At 74.3% G+C, this 23688-nt stretch carries 12 protein-coding genes and 1 pseudogene; 1 reads left to right on the top strand and 12 read right to left on the bottom strand.

Going from position 1 to position 23688, the window contains the following annotated elements; all coding sequences use genetic code 11:
• Positions 1–118: 118 nt before the first annotated feature.
• From KUA19_RS33890 to KUA19_RS33840, 11 genes and pseudogenes are all read right to left on the bottom strand, one after another.
• Positions 119–4168, bottom strand: a pseudogene (locus tag KUA19_RS33890) (type I polyketide synthase); the annotation flags it as partial.
• A 60-nt stretch (positions 4169–4228) separates the two neighbouring features.
• Positions 4229–5647: an NAD(P)/FAD-dependent oxidoreductase gene (locus KUA19_RS33885; RefSeq protein WP_217402775.1), complete on the bottom strand. Its 1419-nt coding sequence runs from the start codon at positions 5645–5647 to the stop codon at positions 4229–4231.
• Positions 5644–6102, bottom strand: coding sequence for an SRPBCC family protein (locus tag KUA19_RS33880; protein WP_217402772.1), 459 nt, complete (start codon positions 6100–6102; stop codon positions 5644–5646). The genes KUA19_RS33885 and KUA19_RS33880 overlap by 4 nt, the downstream gene beginning before the upstream one ends.
• A 149-nt stretch (positions 6103–6251) precedes the next feature.
• Positions 6252–7121 carry a 3-hydroxybutyryl-CoA dehydrogenase gene (locus KUA19_RS33875; protein WP_217402770.1) on the bottom strand — a complete coding sequence of 290 codons (870 nt, stop codon included), beginning with the start codon at positions 7119–7121 and terminating at the stop codon, positions 6252–6254.
• 1 nt (position 7122) lies between these two features.
• Positions 7123–8106, bottom strand: coding sequence for a 3-oxoacyl-ACP synthase III family protein (locus tag KUA19_RS33870; protein WP_217402769.1), 984 nt, complete (start codon positions 8104–8106; stop codon positions 7123–7125).
• Between the two features lie 4 nt (positions 8107–8110).
• On the bottom strand, positions 8111–9484 hold the full coding sequence (ccrA, locus tag KUA19_RS33865; RefSeq protein ID WP_372451935.1) for a crotonyl-CoA carboxylase/reductase: 1374 nt from the start codon (positions 9482–9484) through the stop codon (positions 8111–8113).
• Positions 9485–9706: 222 nt separating this feature from the next.
• Positions 9707–10003 carry a hypothetical protein gene (locus tag KUA19_RS33860; RefSeq protein WP_217402767.1) on the bottom strand — a complete coding sequence of 99 codons (297 nt, stop codon included), beginning with the start codon at positions 10001–10003 and terminating at the stop codon, positions 9707–9709.
• A 63-nt stretch (positions 10004–10066) separates the two neighbouring features.
• On the bottom strand, positions 10067–11254 hold the full coding sequence (mftC, locus tag KUA19_RS33855; protein ID WP_217402765.1) for a mycofactocin radical SAM maturase: 1188 nt from the start codon (positions 11252–11254) through the stop codon (positions 10067–10069).
• Complete coding sequence (mftB, locus tag KUA19_RS33850; RefSeq protein WP_217402759.1) at positions 11251–11550, bottom strand: mycofactocin biosynthesis chaperone MftB; 300 nt, start codon at positions 11548–11550, stop codon at positions 11251–11253. Before mftB ends, mftC begins: the two co-directional genes overlap by 4 nt.
• Positions 11551–11554: 4 nt before the next feature.
• Positions 11555–11677 carry a mycofactocin precursor MftA gene (mftA, locus tag KUA19_RS33845; protein ID WP_217402758.1) on the bottom strand — a complete coding sequence of 41 codons (123 nt, stop codon included), beginning with the start codon at positions 11675–11677 and terminating at the stop codon, positions 11555–11557.
• Between the two features lie 101 nt (positions 11678–11778).
• Positions 11779–12363, bottom strand: a complete 585-nt coding sequence (locus tag KUA19_RS33840; protein ID WP_308167805.1) for a flavin reductase family protein — start codon at positions 12361–12363, stop codon at positions 11779–11781.
• Positions 12364–12495: 132 nt separating this feature from the next.
• On the opposite strand from KUA19_RS33840, the gene KUA19_RS33835 reads away from it, so the two are divergent.
• Positions 12496–13413 (top strand): proline iminopeptidase-family hydrolase, encoded by a 918-nt coding sequence (locus KUA19_RS33835; protein WP_217402757.1) that lies wholly within the window; start codon positions 12496–12498, stop codon positions 13411–13413.
• A gap of 96 nt (positions 13414–13509) precedes the next feature.
• On the opposite strand, the gene KUA19_RS44775 is transcribed toward KUA19_RS33835, so the two are convergent.
• On the bottom strand, positions 13510–23688 hold the full coding sequence (locus tag KUA19_RS44775; RefSeq protein ID WP_217402756.1) for a type I polyketide synthase: 10179 nt from the start codon (positions 23686–23688) through the stop codon (positions 13510–13512).

Here is a 23688-nt window from a genome sequence, read left to right as displayed (position 1 = left end):
GGCCCATCTGCGACGGCCGGGTGCGTGTGGCGCGGCGCCATCACGCGGCCCCCAGCTCGCTGTCGAGAATGTCGAATAGTTCGTCGTCGGTGACCGTCGCGAGGTCGCGTTCGGACTCCTCGGCCTCGTCGCCGTGCCAGCGCCGCGCCAACGCGTCCAGCCGGGCCGAGATCCGCTTCCGGTCGTCGTCGCCCGCCGGCACCGCGCGCAGCGCCGCCTCCAGGCGGTCGATCTCGGCGAGCACGTCGGCGGCCGGGTCCGGCTCGGCCGGGGTCAGTTCGGCGGTGAGCAGGGCGACCACGGCCAGCGCGTTCGGGTGGTCGAACACGAGCGTGTGCGGCAGCCGTACCGTGGTGGCCGCCTCCAGGCGCCGGTGCAGCTCGACCGCGGCCATGGAGTCGAAACCCAGCTCCTGGAACGCGCGGTCGGGCTCGACCGTGTCGAGGTCGGCGTGTCCGAGCACCCCGGCGACGTGCCGCCGCACCAGCTCCAGCAGCACCTGCTCGCGCTCGGACGCGGGCAGCCGGGTCAGGCGGCGTACCAGGCGCGCACCTTCCGCGACCGGCACCGGGGTGCCCCGGTCCGCCTGGACAGCGGCGGGCGCGGCGGCAGTCAATAGCGCCGGATCGATCGGGGCGGAGACCAGCTCCGCGACGGTGAGCAGCGGCGCGCCCGTGCCGTCCGCGACGGTCAGGCTCAGCCGGTCGGCACCGGTGGCCCGCAGCCGCACCCGGACCGGGCCGGTCACCGGGCGGTGCAGGGTCAGGCCGCGCCAGGCGACGACCGTCAGCGGCGTTGCGGCTGACTCCCGCAGCCGGTGCAGGTGCAGTACCGCGTCGAGCAGCGCGGGCGGCACCGGGTGGCCCGCCGTCGCCACGTCGGCGGGCAGCGCCACCTCGGCGTAGAGCTCGTCGCCGCGGCTCCAGCCGCTCTGCAGCGCCTGAAACGACGGGCCGAGCCCGTAGCCCGCCTCGGCCAGCTCCGGGTACGCATCGTCCACATCGATCTGGACGGCCCCGGCGGGCGGCCAGCTGGCCGGCTCCGGTGTCGGGGCGGTCGTCTCCGCGGTGAGCAGGCCCTCGGCCAGTCGAGTCCACGGCCCGTCGGCGCCCTCGTCGCGAACGTGGACGCGCACCCGGTGCTGCTCGTCCACCACCACGCGCAGCACGGCCGGGCGGTCGGTCAGCACCAGCGGCTCGGTGGTCAGCTCGGCCAGCGTCGGGCAGCCGACCTGGGCCCCGGCGGCCAGCGCGAAGTCGACCAGGGCGGCGGACGGGAGCACCGCCGTGCCGAGCAGGCGATGCTCGGTCAGCCACGGGTGCGCCGAGGAGGCCAGGCGCCCGGTCAACACCAGCAGGTCGGGGTCGGGGACGCGGATCGCGGTGGCGAGGATGGGGTGCGGGTTGCCGTTCACCCCGGCGGCGGCCGGATCGGCTCCGGCGCTGCGGTGCTCCTGCCAGAACCGGCGCCGCTCGAAGCGGTAGGTCGGCAGGTCGGTGTGGGCGCCACGCCCGGCGAAGAACGACGGCCAGCTGACGGCCGCGCCCGCCACCCACGCCGCCGCCAGGCCGCCGACCAGCGCGGGTTCCTCGGCGAGCCCGCGCCGCAGCAGCGGGACGAACGTCGCCGCGCCGCCGGTGGCCAAGCCGCTGGTGAAGGTGGCGTGGGCCAGCGCCGTCAGGGTGTCGCCGGGCCCGAGTTCGAGCAGGCGGGTGACCCCGTCGGCCTCCAGCGCGCGTACGCAGTCGGCGAACCGCACCGCCGAGCGCACCTGCCGAACCCAGTAGTCCGGGGTGCGCAGCGCGTCGGGGTCGGCCAGGCGTCCGGTCAGGTTGGACACCAGCGGCACCGTCGGGGCGCGGAACTCCAGGCTCGCCGCGACCGCCCGGAACTCGGCCAGCATCGGCTCCATCAGCGCGGAGTGGAACGCGTGCGAGACCCGCAGCCTGGTGGTGCGGCGGCCCTCGGCGGCCAGCGCGGCCGCCGCCCGCTCGACCGCCTCGGCCGGGCCGGACAGCACCACACTGCGGGGGCCGTTCACGGCGGCCAGCTCGACCTGTGCGTCGAGCAGCGCGGCGACCTCGGCCTCGGCCGCCTCGACGGCGACCATCGCACCGCCGGGCGGCAGGGCCTGCATCAGGCGGCCGCGCGCGGCGACCAGGCGGGCGGCGTCGGGCAGCGACCAGATCCCGGCGGCGTACGCGGCGGTCAGCTCGCCGATCGAGTGGCCGGTCAGCCGGTCGGCCCGCACGCCCCACGACTCCAGCAGCCGTACCAGCCCGACCCCGACCGCGAACAGCCCCGCCTGGGCGTACCCGGTCTGGTCGAGCAGTTGCGCGTCCTGCCCCCACAGCACGTCGCGTAGCGGCCGGTCGAGGTGACGGTCCAGTTCGGACACGGTCTCGTCGAAGGCGGCGGCGAAGACCGGGAAGGCCGCGTGCAGCTCGCGGCCCATGCCCAGCCGCTGGGTGCCCTGGCCGGGGAAGAGGAACGCGGTCGCACCGGCGGCCCGGCCGACGCCCGGACCGACGATCGTGGCCGTGGTGGCGGGCTCGCCGACGGTCGGCGCGGCCAGCGACCGCAGCCCGGCCGCCAGCTCGGCCAGGCCGTGTCCGAGCACGACCGCGCGGTGCTCCAGCTGCGCCCGGCCCCGGGCCAGCGTCTGCCCGACGTCGTCGGGGTCGAGGTCCGGATGGGTGTCCAGGTGGGTGGCGAGCGCGGCGGCCTGCTCGGGCAGGGCGGTACGGGTCCGCGCCGACACCGGCAGCGGCACCACCGTGCCCGGTCGCGGCGTGGGCCGCGCGGCGACCTCCTCGACCGGCGGTTCCGCCAGGATGACGTGCGCGTTCGTGCCGGAAAGCCCGAACGACGACACTCCGCAGCGGCGCGGTCGGCCAGTGTTCGGCCATGGCCGGGCCCGGGTCAGCAACTCGACCCGGCCGTGGCTCCAGTCCACGTGCGGGCTCGGCGCGTCGACGTGCAGCGTCGGCGGCAGCGTCGCGTGCCGCATGGCCTGCACCATCTTGATGATCCCGGCCGCACCGGCGGCGGCCTGGGTGTGGCTGAGGTTCGACTTGACCGAGCCGAGCCACAGCGGCTCGTCCCGGTCCTGCCCGTACGTCGCGAGCAGCGCCTGGATCTCGATCGGGTCGCCGAGCGTGGTCCCGGTGCCGTGGCCCTCCACCGCGTCGACGTCGGCGGTGGTGAGCCGCGCGTCGGCCAGCGCCTGGCGGATCACCCGCTGCTGGGCCGGGCCGTTGGGGGCGGTGAAGCCGCTGGAGCCGCCGTCGGAGTTGACCGCGCTGCCCGCGATCACCGCGAGCACGGGATGACCGTGGCGCCGGGCGTCGGACAGCCGCTCCAGCAGCAGCACCCCGGCTCCCTCGGCGACCCCGGTGCCGTCGGTGGCGGCCGCGTACGACTTGCAGCGCCCGTCCGGGGCCAGGCCGCGCTGGCCGCTGAAGTACACGAACATGTCCGGCCCGCCCATCACCGCCACCCCGCCCGCCAGGGCCAGGTCGCACTCCCCGGCGCGCAGCGAGCGGGCCGCCCAGTGCAGCGCCACCAGCGACGACGAGCAGGCGGTGTCGACGGTGACGGCCGGGCCCTCCAGGCCCAGGGTGTAGGCGACGCGACCGGTGACCAGGCTGCCGCCGCTGGTGCTGCCGGCGTCGGCGCCCAGGCCGTAGTCGTGGTACATCACCCCGGCGAAGACGCCGGTGCGGCTGCCGCGCAGCGAGGTCGGGTCGATGCCCGCGCGCTCGAACGCCTCCCACGAGATCTCCAGCAGCAGCCGCTGCTGCGGGTCCATCAGCCGCGCCTCGGCGGGGCTGATGCCGAAGAACGCGGGGTCGAACAGGCCCGCGTCGTGTAGGAAGCCGCCGTGGCGGGTGTAGGAGCGGCCGGGGCGGCCGGGTTCGGGGTCGTACAGGCCGTCGAGGTCCCAGCCGCGGTCGGCCGGGAAGTCGGTGACCGCGTCACGGCCGTCGGCGACGAGCTGCCACAGCTGCTCGGGCGAGCTGACCCCGCCCGGGTAGCGGCAGCTCATCGCCACCACGGCGACCGGCTCGGCGGCCGCGGCCCGCTCGGCCTCGACCTGCGCGAGCCGCTGGCGCGTCTCGCGCAGGTCGGTCGTCGCCCGCTTGAGGTAGGCGAGAAGCTGCTCCTCGTCACTCATCGAAGATTCCCTTCTCGCACGAGCGCGCGACTGTCCACGAACGACGGTGTGCTACTGGGCGGCGTCGGCGGGTTCGGGCAGCCGCCCGGGGGCCGCACCCGGCCGCACGGACGCCAGCTGCGGGAACTGGCCGATCGCCTCGGCGGCCGTCAGCGGCGGGCGCTGCGGGCCGCGCATGACGGCGAACATCATCGACGGCGACATCATGGTGCTCAGCGGGGCGACCAGCGCGGAGATGTCCTGCATCCGCCGGGCGACCGCCGGGTTGTCGGCGATGACCTTCGCGAAGCGGACGCCGAACTTGCGCTGGCCGTCGCCGCCGCTGAGCTTCAGGTTGGTCTCCACGCCCGGGAACCAGCGGTCGTTGGTGATCGCCATCTGCCACGGGCCGGCGCCGATGCCCGCGACCGCCTTCTGCACCCGCCGGGCCAGACCCGGCCCGAAGCCGGACCGCTCCAGCTGCGTACGCAGCGCGAGCGCGCCCATCGCGGCGACGGCCATCCCGGTGCCGAAGTTCGGACTGAGGATCATGACCGCGTCGCCGAGGGCCAGGAAGCCTTCGGGCATCCGGGCCCGGTCGAAGTGGCGGCGGCGGTTGGCCAGGCCGCGGGCCGAGCGCATCGGCGTGACCGGGCGCGCCTCGGCGAGCAGGTCACCGATGACCGAGTGCCGCATGGCGCGGGCGAAGGCCAGGAACTCGGCCTCGTCGGTCGGCGGGTGGTTGCCCCGGGGACCCATCAGCGCGACGATCCACCGGCCGTCCTCCTGCGGCATCAGCGCACCGCCGGCCGCCTCGGGGCCGGAGCCGGGCCGCGCCTGGATCAGGACGCCCGGGAAGTCCGCGCCGAAGCCCGCAGGCTGCTCGTAGGTGCGGCCGACATAGGCCAGGCCGGTGTCGAGCAGGTCCTCCTTGACCGGGCCGACGCGCAGGTCGGTGAGCCACTGGGTCGCCTTGGACCGGCTGCCGGTGGCGTCGACGACCAGGTCGGCGCGGATGACGCGGACCGCGCCGTCCTCGGCCTCCACGCGCGCGCCGGTGACCCGGCTCTGGTCGCCGACCAGCCCGATCACCTTCGTGCCGTCGATCAGTTCGACCTTGCCGCCCGCCAGCGCCTGGCTGCGTACGGTGTGGTCGACCAGGTGGCGGCTGCAGGTGATGGCGAAGGCGTCGCCGTCGGAGCAGCGGCTCCACACGTCGGGGCCGAGCAGCAGGAACCGCCCGATCTTGCGGTGGTGCGCGCCGGCCTCGTACAGCCGGGCGGTGGTGCCGGGCAGTAGCGCGTCCAACGCCTTGGCGCCGCCCGCCATCAGCACGTGGTTGTGGTGGGCCTGCGGCAGTCCGCGGCGGGGCTCCGGCCCGGCGGGCAGCCGGTCGCTCTCCACGACGATGACGGTGTCCACATGGGGGGCCAGGGCGGCGGCCGCGGCCATACCCGCCAGGCCGCCGCCGAGCACGAGCGCGGTGGTCACTTGGCGCCCTCCGCCGCCGCGGCGGCCCGGCGCTTGGCCTCGGCCTCCAGCAGCAGGAAGCTGTGCTGCATGTCCTTGCGCATGCCGTCGAGGAAGAACAGCTTGAACATCGGCGCGAAGCCGCCGTGCACCTCGACGTCGCGCGAGATCGCGATCCGGCCGTCGGGCAGCGGCTCGAACGTGTTGTCGATGAGCATCTTGCCCATCGGCATCTTCGTGTCGGTCGAGAAGGAACGCTCGTGCTCGACCGCGGTCACCGTGAACGGCGCCCCACCGTCGCCGGGCGTGCCGCGCGGCTTGTTCCAGCCGGTGGCGCCGACCACGAACGGGCCCTCGAAGCCCGTCTTCACGAAGTGCTCGTCCCACTCCGGCCAGGAGGCGACATCGGTGATCGTCTGCCAGATGAACGAGATGTCGCCGGTGATGACGGCCGACTCGCTGAACTTCAGAGCCATGGGGTACCTCAGACGCGTCGCAGGACCGGGGGGATGGCGATCACCGGCCCCGACGGCACAGGGGCGATGAGCGCCTTATTCAAACCAGGTGTGCGCAGGTCGGGCCAGAGGATCGGCCCCCTAACCCGGACCCGGCGCACCCCTATCCGTCAGCTGTGGCGGTGGAAGCCGCGGCCGGACTTCTTGCCCAGCAGCCCGCCCTCGACCATGCGCCGCAGCAGCGGCGGCGGCGCGTAGAGCGGCTCCTTGTACTCGTCGTACAGCGCCTCGGCGACGGCGTGGATGACGTCGAGTCCGATCAGGTCGGCCAGGCGCAGCGGGCCGACGGGGTGGGCGCAGCCCAGCGTCATCCCGGCGTCGATCGTCTCGGCCGTGGCGTGCCCGGACTCCACCATCCGGACCGCCGCCAGCAGGTACGGCACCAGCAGCACGTTGACCACGAAACCGGCCCGGTCGGGCGCCTGGATGACCTTCTTGCCCAGGGTCGCGGTGACGAAGCCGGTGGTGCGCTCGACCGTGCCGGCGTCGGTGAGCACCGAGGCGATCACCTCGACCAGCGGCAGCATCGGCACCGGGCTGAAGAAGTGGGCGCCGATGACCCGGCCCGGCCGGGTGGTGGCCCGTGCCAGCCTGGTCACCGGGATCGACGAGGTGGTCGAAGCCAGGATCGCGGCCGGATCGGACACGATCTTGTCGAGCTGCGCGAACACCTCGCACTTGGTCTCCGGGACCTCCCGGACCGCCTCCACGACGAGCTGGCGGTCGGCCAGGTCGCCGAGTTCGGCGGTGAACGTCAGCCGGGCCCACGCGGCGTCGCGCTCGGGTTCGCCGAGCCGACCCTTGGCCACGGCCTGGTCCAGCGAGCGGGCCACCCGGGCCTGCCCGGTGGCGACCGCGCCGGGTGCGGAGACCACGACCACGGTGTCCAGGCCGGACCGGGCGCTGACCTCGGCGATGCCGCTGCCCATCACGCCGCAGCCGACCACGCCGACCCGTTCGATCACGGGGGTGCCGGTCATGTCAGACCCCCCAGCGCAGCAGACTGGCGCCGATGCTCATGCCGCCGCCGAACGCGGCCAGCAGCACCAGGTCGCCGGGTGCCAGCAGCCCGGCGCGGTTGGCGTGGTCGAGTGCGACCGGCACCGAGGCGCTGCCGATGTTGCCGTAGCGCTCCAGGGTGCGGTGGGTGGTCGCCCCGGCCAGGCCGCACCGGGCGACCAGCTCGGTCAGCAGCACCCCGTTGGGCTGGTGCGGCACCACGTGGTCGATCCGGTCCAGCGCGACTTCCGCCCGCTGGGCCAGGTCGGCCACGGCGGGGGGAACGTGCTCCATCACGAAGTCGCGTACGCCGCGACCGTCCATGCGGAAGAAGTGGCCGCCCTCGGCGATCGTGTCCGGGGAGGTGGGCAGGCGGCTGCCGCCCGCCTCCACCCGGATCAGCCGGTGCGCGTCGCCACGGCTGGCCAGGTGCGTCTCCAGCAGGCCGTACGGCGCGCTCACCGCACCGATCACGGCCGCCCCGGCGCCGTCGCCGAGCAGCACCGAGGTGCGGTGGTCGCCGAAGTCGAGGATGCGCGAGTACACGTCGGACGCCACCACCAGCGCCCGACTGCCGGGCCGACGCTCCACCAGGGCGCGGGCGATGTCGACGCCGTAGACGAACCCGCTGCACACGACGTTGATGTCGAAGCAGGCCGCGTTCGGGGCGCCGATCAGGTCCTGCACCAGGTTCGCGGTGGGCGGCTGGGGCGAGTCGGGGGTCGAGGTGGAGACGATGAGGTAGTCGATGTCCTCGGCGCCCAGCCCGGCCTGGTCGAGGGCGGCCTGGGCGGCGTACGCGGCCAGGTCCGAGGTGGCCTCGGCGGGCGCGGCGTATCGCCGTTGCACGATCTGGGTCTTGCGCTCGATCCACTCCGGGGTGACCCCGGCGCGCTCGGCGATCTCCTCGTTGGTGACCTCGTACTTCGGCAGGTACGAGCCGGTGGAAAGGATTCCGGTCGGCATCGCCTCACCCCTCTCTGCTGTCGGGAACGGCCGCGCCGCCGGTCACGCCGTAGCGCCGCCAGCTGGTGAGGCGGTCCTGTCCGATCCGGGCGCGGGTCTGCGGGTCGGTGACGCCGAGGCCCGGCCGGGGCGCCGCACACAGCACGCCGACCTTGCCGATGTGCCCGTTGGTCTGCACCAGCCGAGCCGCCTCGCCTACGTCGTCGAGGCGGTAGAGGCTGGTCAGCACCGGGATTACCTGGCCGAGACCGAGCAGCCGGTTGGTCTCGTGCGCTTCCTGCAGGTTCGCGATGTGGCTGCCGATGATCCGCTTGAGGTTCATCCAGAGGTAGCGGTTGTCGTACTGGTGCTGGTAGCCGGTGCTCGACCCGCAGGTCACCACGACCCCGCCCCGGCGCACCACGAAGACCGAGGTCCCGAAGGTGGCCTGGCCGACGTAGTCGAAGACCACGTGCGGGTCTTCGCCGACCTCACGCCGGATCACGCGCCCCAGCCGCTTGCCCGTCTCGATCGGGTCGAGGTCGGCGCCGTCGCCGAGACCGACCTCATTGCGGTCGATCACCACATCGCAGCCCTGCTCGCGCAGGATCTCCGCCTTGCGGGCCGAGCTGACCACGCCGATCGGGATGCCGCCGCCGTTCTTGACCAGCTGCACCGCGAAGGCGCCGAGACCGCCCGTGGCGCCCCAGATCAGCACCACGTCGCCCTGCTTGATGCGGGCACCCCGGTCGCTGACCAGCATCCGGTAGGCGGTGCCCGCGCACAGGGTGACGCTGGCCGCCTCCTCCCAGGTCAGATGGGCGGGCTTGGGCACCAGCTGGGTGGCCCGCACAACCGTGTAGTGGGCCAGCCCACCGAAGTTCGTCTCGTAACCCCAGGCCCGGCCGTGGACGCCCATCATGGCGTCGGCGTGCGCCGAGGCCTCCTGGTCGTCGACGTAGGCGGGGCTGACCACCACGTGGTCGCCGACCTGCCACCGGCGCACCCCGGCGCCGACCCGCACGATCACCCCAGCCGCGTCCGAGCCGACCACCTGGTACGGCAGGTCGTGGCGGGCCGGGTAGCCGCCCTGCCGGGCGAAGGCGCGCAGCGAACCGAACGTCGACACCGGCTCGAACATCGCCGACCAGACAGTGTTGTAGTTGATGGAACTCGCCATCACCGCGACGAGGACCTCGTCGGGGGCGAGTTCGGGCATCGGCACCGCGTTCACCGACAGCGACTTGCGCACGTCGCGGTGGGAGGCGCCGTCGAACATGGTGGCGTCCTGCGCCCGGATGCAGGCGGCGTCGAACGCCTCCGGCAGGGGCAGCCGCGCCAGGGTCTGCGGATCGGCGCCGCCGAGAGCGGCTTCCGCGAGAGCGTCCAATGTGATCACCCATCCCGTTCACGCGCGACGCCCTGACTGGTGACGATGACGCCGGCTGTCGATCGACCCGAACGGTACGGGCGAGCGCATCGACCGGGAACCCTTATGCACGCCACCGCCAGGCGCCCGCGCGCACCCCCTACGCGGCTCGCCGCGACCCACCCCTAGCAGCCCGGACACGACAAAGGGCCGCCCCGGACCCATCCGGTCCGGGGCGGCCGAGCGGTGGATTCAGGCGCGGGCGCCGGTGACCTTCGCCTTGCCGAACGCGCCCAGCTTGACGTCGCCGACCAGGTTGTCCCCGGTGACCGCCAGGGCGTACGTGCAGTCCATCGGCATCGGCTTGACCAGGCGCACCTTGAAGCCGATCACGTCGTTCTCGAACCGGCCGTCCTGCAGCGGCAGCGTGGTGCCACCGGCGGTGCAGGTGCCGGTCAGGTCGGCGCCGTCGGCGACCAGCAGCAGCACCGCCTCCTGGCGGCCGATGGGGGTGTTCACGGAGATGTTCCACTTGCCGGCGACGTCCACAGTGCCTCCAGATGTCATAGGTGGATTCAGGAACCGACAGCACTTGCCGGGCCTTGTCAGGTGTCAGCCGAGACCGGTCGGCAGCGTCAGCCCGGCCAGCGGGCTGGTGTCGCAGGCGCGGTCGGGCGCGGTCGCGGCGTCGCCGCGGCGGCCGAGGCGCACCGGCACCGGCTTGCGGGAGTGGTCGACCGACGGGCGCGGCACGGCGCCCGCGCCGACCAGCGCCGGTTCGCCGTGGCCGCGCACGCACTCCGGATCGGGGCCGTCCAGCGGCAGGCCGGTGAAGAACTTCGCGGCCATGCAGCCGCCCCGGCAGGCGTCGAACGCCGAGCAGCTCTGACACGCACCGCCCGACTGGGGGCCACGCAGCTGCCGGAACAGCTCCGACTCGCGCCACACCGCGGCGAAGCCGCCCGGGTCGAGCACGTTGCCGGCGCGGAAGCGGTCGTGGATGACGAACGGGCAGGCGTACACGTCGCCGACCGGGTCGATCAGCGCGACGACCCGCCCGGCGCCGCACATGTTCAACCCCGGCAGCGGGCCGTCGCCGTAGGCGTTGAGGTGGAAGAACGAGTCACCGGTGAGCACCTGCTCGCCGTGCGCCAGCAGCCACTGGTAGAGCTGCCACTGTTGCTCGGCGGTGGGGTGCAGCCGGTCCCAGACGTCGACCGCCCGCCCGGACGGCCGCAGCCGGGTGATGCGCAGCTGCGCCTCGTACCGCGCGGCGAGGGCGGCGAAGTCGTCGAGCTGGTCGACGTTCTCGCGGGTCATCACCACACTGATCTTGAAACCGCGCAGCCCCGCGTCGGCCAGGTGGTCCATGGCGCGGATCGCGGCGTCGTACGAGCCGGGCCCGCGCACCGCGTCGTTGACCTCGGCACTCGCCCCGTCCAGGGACAGCTGCACGTCGACGTAGTCGGTGGCGGCCAGCCAGCGGGCCCGCTCCGGCGTGATCCGGATGCCGTTGGTGGAGAACTTCACCCCCACCTGGTGGTCCACGGCGTAGGCGACGAGCTCCCAGAAGTCGGGGCGCACCGTCGGCTCGCCGCCGCCCAGGTTGACGTAGAACACCTGCATGCGCTGCAGCTCGTCGACGACGGCGCGGCACTGCTCGGTGGTCAGCTCGCGCGGGTCGCGCCGGCCGGAGGCCGACAGGCAGTGCACGCAGGACAGGTTGCAGGCGAAGGTCAGTTCCCAGGTGAGGCAGATCGGGCTGTCCAGCCCCGAGGCGAACTGGTCGACGAGTTTCACAGGACGTCCTCCTCCGTGACCCCGGCCGACGACTCACGCGGTTCGATGAGACCGGTGTCGGCCAACCCGGCCAGCGCGGACAGGTACGAGCGCCACTGCTGCCCCGGCACGCCCGCCTCGGTCAGCGCCGAGGGCACGTCCGGGCACCGCTCCAGCCGCTGCACCACGTCGACGAGCAGTTTCGTCTTCAGGAACGACAGGCGGCGGGTGCCGAAGTCGTACGCCAGTGCGCCGAAGGGTTCGGGGCGCAGCGCCACGCGCGGCGCGCGGCGGTAGGGCAGGCTCGGGTCGAACACGGGATCAGTACACGCCGCACATGCCGTCGATGGAGATCTCCTCCACCAGGAGGTCCTCCTCGACCAGGCCGTCGAGTTCGGACTCCAACTCCTCGACGTCGACCATCTCCAGCTGCGACTCGGGCATCACGGACTCCTCGGGCTATCGATATGGCGGTGCGTACGCTATCGAGCAGCTCCGGTGCCGGGAAGGGTTCGCGACCCCCTACCCCGCCGCGCCCGGCTGGTCTAGGGGTGCCGGGGCGGCTGCTCGGCGAGCCGGTGGAAGCGCCGCTCGGCGTAGACCGCGGGCGGCTCGCCGAGGACGCGCGCGTCCAGCACCTCGCCCAGCACGATGGTGTGGTCGCCGCCGTCGACGAGGTCGTGGCGGACGCAGTCCAGCACCAGGCAGGCCCGGGTGAGCACCGGATTGCCGTGACGGCCGGGCCGGAACTCGCCGCCGCCGAACTTGTCCGCGCCCCGGGTCGCGAAGCGCACGGCCAGCTCGGCCTGCTCCTGCCCCAGCACGTTCACCGCCCACGAGTCGGCGGCGAGGAAGGCCGGATGGCACCGGGCCGCCTTGTCCAGGCAGAACAGCACCAGCGGCGGCGCCATCGACACGGCGCAGAAGGAGGTCGCGGTGAAACCCCAGGGCTGCCCCTCGCGGTCGGCGGTCGTCACGATGACCACGCCGCTGGGATAGGCCGCCATCGCGGCGCGGAACCGCTCCTGGCGCTGCGCCACCGGCGGCACCGACGGGTCGGCGCTCGCGGCGGCGGACCCCGCCACCATGCCCTGGATCACGTTGTCCTCCGCCTCCGCAGCAGTCGCCACCGGCTGCGCCGACAGTACTGCGCCCGGGTCCGGCGCAACCCCCCTAAGCAGCGGCTAAGGGTGGGCCGGCCAGGGATCGGCTCGTAGCCTTCGCGTGGCGGGGCGGGCCGTCCCGCGTACCCCCGAGGAAGGATGAGGTGGTCCGCGGTGACCGTCGCCCCCAGCCGCAAGGCCAGCGCGCCCTTCGGCGCCCACCGCACCTGGTATCGGGTGACCGGCGAGGTCACCCCCGGCGCCACCGCCCTGGTGGTGGTGCACGGCGGACCCGGCAGCACCCACGACTACCTGCTGAACCTGGCCGCGCTGGCCGCACCGGGGCGGCCGGTGGTGCACTACGACCAGCTCGGCAACGGCGGCTCCACGCACCTGCCCGAGCAGGGGGCCGACTTCTGGACCCCGGAGCTGTTCCTGGCCGAGCTCGACAACCTGCTCCGGCAGGCGGGCGTGGTCGAGAATTACGTCCTGTTCGGACACTCGTGGGGTGGCATGCTGGCCGCGGCCCACGCCGGACGCAAGCCCGCGGGCCTGCGCGGGCTGGTCATCGCCAACTCGCCCGCGTCGTACCCGCTGTGGCTGAGCGAGATGGCGGTGCTGCGCGCGGCGCTGCCGCCGGGCGTCGACGAGACGCTGCGTCGCCACGAGGCCGCGGGCACCACCGACGACAACGAGTACCACGAGGCGATGCGGGTCTTCTACGAGCGGCACGTGTGCCGTCTCCAGCCCTGGCCGCGCGACTACCTCGCCTCGTTCTACGAGGTCTACAACGACCCCACCGTCTACCGGACCATGAACGGCCCCAGCGAGTTCCACGTCATCGGGACGCTGCGGGACTGGTCGGTGGAGGACGCCTGCCCGCACATCGAGGTGCCCGTGCTGGTGCTGTCGGGCCGCCACGACGAGGCCACCCCGGTGACGCTGCAGCCGTTCCGCGACCTGATCCCGGACGTGCGGTGGGAGGTCTTCGAGGAGTCCAGCCACATGCCGCACCTGGAGGAGCCGGAGCGCTTCCTCGACGTGATGTCGGCGTACCTCAAGACCGTCGGCGCCTGAGCGCGGCCTATCGCGGCCGACCGGGGACTCCGGTCGGCCGCGACGCGTTCGCGCCGCCGCCACGGCTCCAGCTCCTGAAGCGGTGGCGGCTTCGCGCTACCGCGGGCCCAGTTCCTGATCCAGGATGGCGAACAGCTCGGCCGCCGAGACCCCGCTCAGATCGCCGTCCGGCGACACCGGCCCGGCGCCGTTCGCGCCCCCGACGACCGTAGCCAGGTGGGCCGCCATCGCGCGCGCCGTCGGGTAGTCGAACAGCAGCGTCGACGGCAACCGGTGCCCGACCGCCGCCCCGAGCCGGTTGCGCAGCTCCACGGCGGTCAGCGAGTCGAAGCCGAGATCCAGGAAACCGCGCTCCACCTCGATGTGCGCGGGGCCCGGGTAGCCGAGCAGCGCCGCCGCGTGGGTGCGCACCAGGTCGAGCAGCGCCCGCTCCCGCTCCGGCGCGGGCAGCCCGGCCAGCCGTCGCCGCAGCGCGGCCGGATCGTCGGGCGCGGCGGTCGCGGCGGGCACCCCGGCCAGCTGCCGCAGCAGCGCGGGCGGCTCGCCGCCGCGGACCCGCAGCGCGGCCCGGTCCACCCGCAGCGCCGCCGGGGCGGCCAGCCCTGAGGCCAGGGCGGCATCGAACAGCGCCAACGCCTCCGCCTCCGGCAGCGCGGGCACGCCCTGCCGCGCGAAGCGGTCCAGGTCGGCCTGTTCCAGCCGCTGTCCCAACCCGGCCCCGACGTCCCAGAGTCCGTACGCGACCGAGGTGGCGGTCAGGCCACCCGCCCGACGGTAGGCGGCGAGGGCGTCCAGGAACACGTTGGCCGCGGCGTAGCCGCCCTGCCCGGCGGGTAGCACCAGACCGCCCGCCGAGGACAGCAGCACGAACATGCTCAGGTCCAGGTCGGTGGTCAGCTCATGCAGGTGCCAGGCGGCGTCCGCCTTGGGCCCGAACACCGCGTCCAGCCGGTGCGCGGTCAGCGAACCGATCACGCCGTGGTCGGCGACCCCGGCCGCGTGCACCACACCGCCAGGGCGCACCTGCTTGAGCAGGCTTGCCACCGAGTCGCGGTCGGCCACGTCGCAGGCGAGCACGGTCACCTCGGCGCCCAGTTCACGCAGCCGCCCCGCCAGCGCGTCGGCGTCCGGTGCGTCGGGGCCCCGGCGGCTGGTCAGCACCAGCCGCCGCACCCCGTGCCGGGTCACCAGGTGCCGGGCCAGGATCGCGCCCAGGCCGCCGGTGCCGCCGGTGATCAGCACCGGTCGAGCGGGGTCGGCGGCGGCGGGGGCCTGCGGGCGGGTCCCCGGCACCGGCGCCTGGCCACGTCCCGTGGGCACCAGGCGCGGCACCAGCAGTTCGCCGCCGCGCAGCGCCAGTTCGGGCTCGCCGCTGCCCAGCACGTCGCCGAGCACGTCCGGCAGCGCCCGTGCGTCGTCCAGATCGAGCAGGACGACGCGGTCCGGGTGTTCGGCCTGCGCCGCCCGGACCAGACCCCACACGGGGGCGGTGGCCAGGTCGGTCACCTCGGGCACGGCGACCGCGCCGTACGTGGTCACCACGAGCCGACCGGCGGCGAACCTGGGCTCGGCCAGCCAGTCCTGCAGCGCCGTCAGCACCGCGCCGGTGGCCCCGCGCGCCCCCGTGGCCGGATCTCCGTCGGCGGCGGGGCAGTCGAGCACCACGACCTGCGGGGTCGCCGCCGTGGCTCGCGCGTCGGTCCAGGAAGCCCAGGCCGGGGCGGTGGCACCGGATCGCGGTCGGGGCTGCCAGTCGATCCGGTAGAGCGCCCCCGAGCCGCCCCCGGCGGCCGCCGGGTCGACCGGGCGCAGCGCCAACTCGCGTACGGAGGCGACCGGGTTCCCGGCCAGGTCGGCCAGCTCGACGGCCAGGGACGGGCGGCTGATGCGCACCCGCAGCGCGGTGTTGCCCGGCTGGTGCACCCGCACGCCCGACCAGGCGAAGGGCAGCAGCGTGCTGCGATCGTCGTCGTCGACCAGGATCACCGCGTGCATCGCGGCGTCGAACAGCGCCGGGTGCAGCCCGAACCCGGCCGCCTCGGCGTACGCGTGCTCTGGCAGCGCCACCTCGGCGAACGTCTCGTCGCCGCGCCGCCACACCGCCCGCAGCCCCCGGAAGACGGGACCGTACGCGTAGCCCTGCTCCAGCAGCGCGTCGTACGCGCCGGACAGGTCCACCGGCTCGGCGCCGACCGGCGGCCACGGCTGCGGCGACAGTGCCGGTACGGCCTCGCGTACGGCGCACAGCACCCCTTCGGCGTGCAGCGTCCAGGCCGTACCGTCGTCGGCGCGCGAGTGGATGGTCACCGCCCGCTCGCCCCGCGGATCGGCGGCCGCGACCGCGACCTGCACCGCCACCCCACCCCGCGCGGGCAGCGCCAGAGCCGCCTGCATCGCCAGCTCCGCCACCTCCGGGCAGCCGACCTCCTGCCCGGCGCGTCCTGCCAGCTCGACGAAGCCGGTGCCGGGGAACAGGATCGTGTCGCCGATGCGGTGGTCGGCCAGCCACGGCTGGCTCTCGACGGACAGGCGGCCGGTCAGCAGCACCCCGGAGTCCGGCAACGACACCACCGCGCCCAGCAGCGGATGGCCCGCGGCGTCCAGACCGGCGGTGGCGATCCCGGCGTCGGGTTCGCCCAGCCACGACGTGGCGAGGTAGTCCCGCGTGTCCCACCAGTAGCGATCCCGCTGGAAGGCATAGGTCGGCAGGGGCACCGGCCGCCCGGTGCCGACCGGCGCGGACCAGTCGACGGGCACGCCGACCGAGTACAACCGTCCGAGCCCGGCCAGCAGCGTGGCGGCCTCGGCCCGGCCCCGCCGCAGCGTCGCCGCGACCGTGAGCTCCGGCTCGACGCACTGGTCCGCCAACGCGGCCAGCACCGCGTCCGGGCCCACCTCCAGCAGCACCGACGCGCCGAGCCCCGCCAACGTCGTGACCGCGTCGGCGAACCGCACCGCGGCCCGGACCTGGCCCACCCAGTAGCTTGGGTCTGTCAGTTGCGTGGGAACTGCCTGCTGCCCCGTGACAGTCGAGACGACCGGGATGTTCGGTTCGCGGTAGGACAGTTCCCGAGCCACGGCTGCGTACTCGGCCAGCATCGGTTCCATCAGCAGCGAGTGGAACGCGTGCGACACCCGCAACCGCGACGTCCGGCGCCCGTCCGCGCCCAGCTGCGCCACGACCTGCTCGACCGCGGACTCCACCCCGGACACGACCACGGCACGCGGGCCGTTGACCGCCGCGATATCGACCCCGTCCACCAGCAGCGCACTGACCTCGGCCTCGGTCGCCTCCACGGCCACCATCACCCCACCCGTGGGCAGGGCCTGCATCAACCGGCCACGCGCCGCCACCAGCCTCGCCGCGTCAGCCAACGACCACACCCCGGCCACACAGGCGGCCGACAGCTCACCGATCGAATGCCCAGCCAGGAACTGCGGCCGCACACCCCACAACGCCAACAACTCGAACAGCGCCACCTCAACCACGAACAACCCAGCCTGGGCATAGACGGTCTGGTGGACCAGGTCCTCGTCCCCACCCCAGATCACATCCCGGATCGGACGATCCAACCAGCGGTCCAGCTCGGCACAGACCTCATCGAACCGGGACGCGAACACCGGATAGGAGTCATACAGCTCCCGGGCCATGCCCAGGCGCTGCGCACCCTGACCGGTGAACAGGAAGGCGACGTTCCGGGCGGAGCGCACCGCGCCCGCCGCGGACAGGTCGCCGTCGCCCACCCGGGCCAGGGCCGACAGCAGCTCGGCGCGGTCCGCGGCGGGCAGCACCACCCGGTGCTCCAGCGCGGCACGCGTGGTGAGCAGCGACCAGGCTACGTCGCGCGGTGAGTGCTCCGGCGCGGCCAGCAGGTGCGCGTGGAGGCTGCGGGCCTGGGCGCGCAGCGCGGCCGAACTGCGGGCGGTCACCACGAACGGCAGCACGGTGCCAGGCTCCGGCGGCGCCACGGGTGCCTGCGCCGCCGCGACCTCCTCAATGATCACGTGTGCGTTGGTGCCGCTGATGCCGAACGAGGAGACGGCCGCGCGGCGCGGCCGCCCGTCCACCGCCCACTCGCGCGCCTCGGTGAGCAGGCGGACATTGCCCGCCGCCCAGTCCACCTGCGACGACGGCTGCTCGGCGTGCAGCGTGCGCGGCATCACGCCGTGCCGCATCGCCTCCACCATCTTGATCACACCGGCGACACCGGCCGCCGCCTGGGTGTGGCCCAGGTTCGACTTGATCGAGCCGAGCCACAACGGCTCGTCCCGGCCCTGCCCGTAGGTGGCCAGCAGCGCCTGCGCCTCGATCGGGTCGCCCAACACGGTCCCCGTGCCGTGCGCCTCCACCAGGTCGACCTCGGCGGCCTCGAGCCGCGCGTTGGCCAGCGCCTGCCGGATCACCCGCTGCTGCGACGGCCCGTTCGGCGCGGTCAGGCCGTTGCTCGCACCGTCCTGGTTGACCGCCGAACCTCGCACGATCGCCAGCACCGGATGCCCGTTGGCGCGCGCGTCCGACAACCGCTCCAGCACGAGGACACCGGCGCCCTCGGCCCAGCCCGCCCCGTCGGCGGAGTCCGAGAACGACTTGCAGCGGCCGTCGGGCGCCAGCCCGCGCTGGCGGCTGAACTCCACGAACACCTCCGGCGTCGCCATCACCGCGACGCCACCCGCCAGCGCCAGCGAGCACTCACCCGACCGCAGCGCCTGACCGGCCAGATGCATCGCCACCAGCGACGACGAACATGCCGTGTCGACCGTGACCGACGGGCCCTCCAGCCCGAGGGTGTAGGAGATCCGGCCGGAGGCGATCGCACCGGTGCTGCTGTTGGCGGCGTAGTCGTGGTACATCACGCCCGCGTAGACGCCGGTCGCGGTGCCCCGCAGCGTGCCCGGGTCGATCCCGGCCCGCTCCAGCGCCTCCCACGACGCCTCCAGCAGCAGCCGCTGCTGCGGATCCATCTCCAGGGCCTCGTTCGGGCCGATGCCGAAGAAGGCGGGATCGAAATCGGCCGCGTCGTAGAGGAAGCCGCCGCGCCGGGTGTAGGTCCGGCCGGGCGTGCCCGGACGCGGATCGAACAGCCGGTCGGTGTCCCAGCCCCGGTCGGCGGGGAACTCCCCCACCGCGTCGACGCCGTCGGCGACCAGGCGCCACAGCTGCTCGGGCGAGGTGATCCCGCCCGGGTAGTGACAGGCCATGCCCACGATCGCGATCGGGTCGCCGCTGTCGGCGGCGACCGCCGTGCCGGGTACGGTCCGCGCCGCGCCGGTGATCTGGTCACGCAGGTACGTCACGACCCGCTGCGCGTCGGGGTAGTCGAACACGAGCGTGGCGGGCAGGCGCAGTCCGGTCGCGGTGGTGAGCGCGTTGCGCAGCTCCAGCGCGGTCAGCGAGTCGAAGCCCAGCGACTGGAACGAGCGGCCGGGTTCGACCGCGGCCGTGGAGCCGTAGCCCAGCACCGCGGCCACCTGCGTACGGACCAGTTCCAGCAGCACCCGGTCGAGTTCCGGTGCGGGCATCGCGGCCCAGCCCGGCTGTCCGGCCGCCGTGGTCCGGGCAGCGGCACGGGTCGCGTTGGGCACCAGCGCGCGCAGCATCGGCGCGAGGGTGCCCGCCCCGCCCAGGGCGCGCAGCGCGCCGAGGTCGACGGGCGCGGTCACCAGCGCGGGCGTAGCCGACCGGCCGGCCGCGTCGAGCAGCGCCAGCCCCCGGTCCGGCGCGACCGGCGGGAAGCCCTGCCGCCGCATCCGCTCCACATCGAGGTCGGCCAGCTCGCCGCCCATACCGGCGCCCGACCATGGGCCCCAGGCCAGCGACTGCGCGGCGAGGCCCCGCGCGACCCGGTGCCCGGCCAGGGCGTCCAGGAAGGCGTTGGCCGCGCAGTAGTTGGCCTGCCCCGGGCCGCCGAGGGTGCCCGCGATCGAGGAGAACAGCACGAACCGGCGCAGCGGCAGCCTCGCCGTCAGCTCGTGCAGGTGCCAGGCCGCGTCGGCCTTGGCCCGCAGCACCGCCTCCAGCAGCTCCGGCGTCAGCGACTCGATCACCGCGTCGGCGAGCACTCCGGCCGCGTGCACGACCGAGGTCACCGGCCGAGTGGCCAGCAGTTCGGCCAGCGCGCCGGAGTCAGCGGCGTCGCAGGCCACGATCTCGACCTGCGCGCCGAGCAGCGACAGTTCCGTCAGCAGCGCGTCGGCACCGGGTGCGCTCGGGCCCCGGCGGCTGGTGAGCACCAGGCCGGTGACGCCGTGCGAGGTGGCCAGGTGACGGGCGACAGCCGCGCCCAGGGCGCCGGTGCCGCCGGTGATCAGGACCAGGTCGCCCCAGCCGGGGTCGGCCGCGGCCGGGGCGGGGACGTCGCGGACCAGGCGGGGCAGGCACGGCTGCCCCGCGCGCAGCCACACTTCGGGCTCGCCGAGGGCGAGGATCCGGTCCAGCAGCGGCTCGTACGGTGTCGAGTCGTCGTGGTCGAGCAGCACGATCCGGCCCGGGTGCTCGGCCTGCGCGGCGCGGACCAGACCGCGCACCGCGGCCGCCGCCAGATCGCCGTCGCGGGTGACCACGATCAGCGTTCCGCCGTCGTCGACGAGCCGGTCGCGCAGCAGCGACAGCGCCCAGCGGGCCGCGCCGTGCAGGTCGGCCACGACATCCGACCCGGCCAGTGGGGCCACGGCCACCTCGGGCGCGGCGATCGCCGACCGCCGCTCGGCCGGCCCGTCGGGGACCGGCACGGAGTCCAGTTTGTACAGCGGGCCCGCGGCGGGGCCGCCGAGCCGGGTCGGGTCGACCGGTCGGGAGGCGAGGGCGCCGACGGTCAGCAGCGGCTCGCCGGTGGGATCGGCGAGATCCACGCGTACGCCGCCGGAGCCGTCCGCCGTGACGCGCACCCGGGCGGCGGTCGCGCCGACCGCGTGCAGCGTGACGTCGGACCAGGCGAACGGGAGCGCGGTCGGGCCACCGTCGGTGAGCAGCGCGGCGTGCAGGGCGGCGTCGAGCAGGGCCGGGTGCAGCCCGAACCGGGCCGCGTCGGCGTACGCCTGCTCCGGCAGCGCCACCTCGGCGAAGATCTCGTCGCCGCGACGCCACGCGGCACGCAGCCCCTGGAAGGCCGGGCCGTAGCCGTAGCCCTGCTCGGCCAGGTCGGGGTACGCGGTGCTGACGTCGATCGGGTCGGCCCCGGACGGCGGCCACTGGCCCAGCACGGCGGGTGCCGTACCGCGCCCGGCCAGGGTGCCCTGCGCGTGCAGCGCCCAGGCGGCCTGCTCGCCCTCGGCGCGCGAGTGGACGGTCACGCCACGCTCGGCGTCGACGGCGACCAGCACCTGTACGCCGCCGTGCGCGGGCAGCACCAGCGGCTCGTGCAGGCTCAGCTCGGCCAGCGCGTCGCAACCGACCTGCTGTCCGGCGCGCAGCGCCAGTTCGACGAAGCCGGTGCCGGGGAACAGGATGGTGTCGCCGATGCGGTGGTCGGCCAGCCAAGGCTGGGTGTCGGCGGACAGGCGTCCGCTGAGCAGCACGGCGTCGGCGGCGGGCGGATCAAGCAGCGCGGCCAGCAGCGGGTGGTCGACGGTCGGCAGGCCGGTCGCCGCCCCGCCCGCGCCCACCACGTGCTCCCAGTAGCGCACCCGCTGGAAGGCGTACGTCGGCAGGTCCACCCGGCGGCCGCCCCGCCCGGCCAACACCGCCGACCAGTCGACGGGGGTGCCCGCCCCGAATGCGTGGCCGACCCCGGCCAGCAGTGCGGCCGTCTCCTCCCGCCCGCGCCGCTGGGTCGCGGCGGCGGGCAGGTCCGGCGCGATCTGCCGCGCCGCGGCGGTCAGCACCGCGTCGGGGCCGAGCTCCAGCAGCGAGGTCGTGCCCAACTCGGCCAGGGTGGTCACCGCGTCGGCGAACCGGACCGCGGACCGGATCTGTCCGACCCAGTACTGCGGATCGGTGAGCTGACCCGCGATCACCAGTCGGCCGTTGACGGTGGAGACGATGGGGATGCCCGGTTCGCGGTAGGACAGTTCGCGCGCGATCGCGGCGTACTCGGCGAGCATCGGTTCCATCAGCACCGAGTGGAACGCGTGCGACACCCGAAGCCGTGACGACCGACGACCCTCGGCCGACAGCTGCGCCACGACCTGCTCGACCGCAGACTCCACCCCCGACACGACCACGGCACGCGGACCGTTGACCGCCGCGATATCGACCCCGTCCACCAGCAGCGGCAACACCTCAGCCTCGGTCGCCTCGACCGCGACCATCACCCCACCCGTGGGCAGGGCCTGCATCAACCGGCCACGCGCCGCCACCAGCCTCGCCGCGTCAGCCAACGACCACACCCCGGCCACGCACGCGGCCGACAGCTCACCGATCGAATGCCCGGCCAGGTACTGCGGCCTGACACCCCAGAACGCCAGCAACTCGAACAGCGCCACCTCGACCGCGAACAGGCCAGCCTGCGCATAGACGGTCTGGTTGAGCAGGTCTTCGTCGCCGCCCCAGACGACCTCGCGAATCGGCCGGTCCAGCCAACGGTCCAGTTCGGTGCACACCTCGTCGAAACGGGACGCGAACACCGGGTAGGCGTCATACAACTCCCGGGCCATGCCCAGGCGTTGGGCGCCCTGACCGGTGAACAGGAACGCGGTCGTGGGCAGGCCCGGCGCGGGCCGGGTGACGGTCGACGTGTCACCGGCGGCCAGGGCCACCAGCGCGGCCGACAGGTCGTCGGCGTCCGTACCCACGACCACCGCCCGGTGGTCGAACCGGGACCGGGTGGTCGCCAGCGACCAGGCGACGTCCACCGGATCGGTCGCATTCCCGCCGGTCAGCTGGTCGCGCAGCCGGGCCGCCTGCTTGGCCAGGGCCTCGGGCGACCTGGCCGACAGCACCCACGGCACCGCGCCGCGCCGGGTCCGCGCCTCCGAAAACGGGGCCGCGACCTCCTCCGCCTCGGCCAGGATCACGTGCGCGTTGGTGCCGCTGAGGCCGAACGACGACACCGCGGCGCGGCGCGGCCGCCCGGTCCGCGGCCAGGGCCGGGCCTCGGTCAGCAGTTCGACCCGCCCGGCCGCCCAATCGACCTGCTCGGTGCGCCGCTCGGCGTGCAGGGTGCGCGGCAGCGATCCGCGCCGGATCGCCTCCACCATCTTGATCACACCAGCGACCCCGGCGGCCGCCTGCGTGTGGCCCAGGTTCGACTTCACCGAACCCAACCACAGCGGCTCATCCCCGTGCCGGTCCTGCCCGTACGTCGCCAGCAGCGCCTGCGCCTCGATCGGGTCACCCAGCCGGGTGCCGGTGCCGTGCGCCTCCACCACGTCCACATCGGCCGGACGCAGCCCCGCGTCGGCCAGCGCCCGCCGGATCACCCGCTGCTGCGAGGGGCCGTTCGGCGTGGTCATGCCACTGGACGCCCCGTCTGAGTTGACGGCGCTACCCGCGATGACGGCCAGCACCGGGTGGCTGTTGGCGCGCGCGTCGCAGAGCCGCTCCAGCACCAGCACGCCCACGCCCTCGGCACAGCCGGTGCCGTCGGCGGCGTCCGAGAACGCCTTGCAGCGCCCGTCCCGGGCCAGGCCGCGCTGGGTGTTGAAGTACACGAACATGTCCGGGTCCGCCATCACCGTGACGCCGCCCGCCAGGGCCAGGGTGCAGTCGCCCCGGCGCAGCGCCTGCGCCGCCCAGTGCATCGCGACCAGCGACGACGAGCACGCGGTGTCCACCGTGACGGCCGGGCCCTCCAGTCCGAGGCTGAACGCCACCCGCCCGGTGACCAGGCTGCCGTCGCTGGTGCCGAATCCGTAGTCGTGATACATCACCCCCGCGAAGACGCCGGTACGGCTGCCGCGCAGCGACACCGGGTCGATCCCGGCCCGCTCGATCGCCTCCCACGACGTCTCCAGCAGCAGCCGCTGCTGCGGGTCGAGTCCGATCGCCTCGCGTGGGCTGATACCGAAGAAGTCGGCGTCGAAGTCGGCGGCGTCGTAGAGGAAGCCGCCCTCGCGCGCGATGGAGCGCCCCGCCTTGCCGGGCTCGGGGTCGTACAGGCCGTCCAGGTCCCAGCCCCGGTCGGTGGGGAACCCGGCGACTGCGTCAACCCCGCCGTCGACCAGGCGCCACAGGTCCGCCGCCGAGCCGACGCCGCCGGGGAAGCGGCAGGCCATGCCGACGATCGCGATCGGCTCGGTGACCAGTTCGGACAGTTTGCCGTTCTCTTGGCGCAGGCGCTCGTTGTCCAGCAGCGACCGGCGCAGCGCCTCGACGATCTGATCGACGTTCGCGTCCAC

It is taken from the genome of Catellatospora tritici (genome assembly GCF_019083965.1).
Classification (GTDB): domain Bacteria; phylum Actinomycetota; class Actinomycetes; order Mycobacteriales; family Micromonosporaceae; genus Catellatospora; species Catellatospora tritici.
Note: the sequence above shows the minus strand (reverse complement) of the source record. Positions and strands in the feature narration are given on the sequence as shown.

Coding starts and splice junctions, on each gene's coding strand:
- KUA19_RS33835 (WP_217402757.1), top strand. CDS start 12,496: ATGAGGTGGTCCGCGGTGACCGTCGCCCCCAGCCGCAAGGCCAGCGCG.
- mftA (WP_217402758.1), bottom strand. CDS start 11,677: ATGCCCGAGTCGCAGCTGGAGATGGTCGACGTCGAGGAGTTGGAGTCC.
- KUA19_RS33870 (WP_217402769.1), bottom strand. CDS start 8,106: ATGCCGACCGGAATCCTTTCCACCGGCTCGTACCTGCCGAAGTACGAG.
- KUA19_RS33875 (WP_217402770.1), bottom strand. CDS start 7,121: ATGACCGGCACCCCCGTGATCGAACGGGTCGGCGTGGTCGGCTGCGGC.
- KUA19_RS33880 (WP_217402772.1), bottom strand. CDS start 6,102: ATGGCTCTGAAGTTCAGCGAGTCGGCCGTCATCACCGGCGACATCTCG.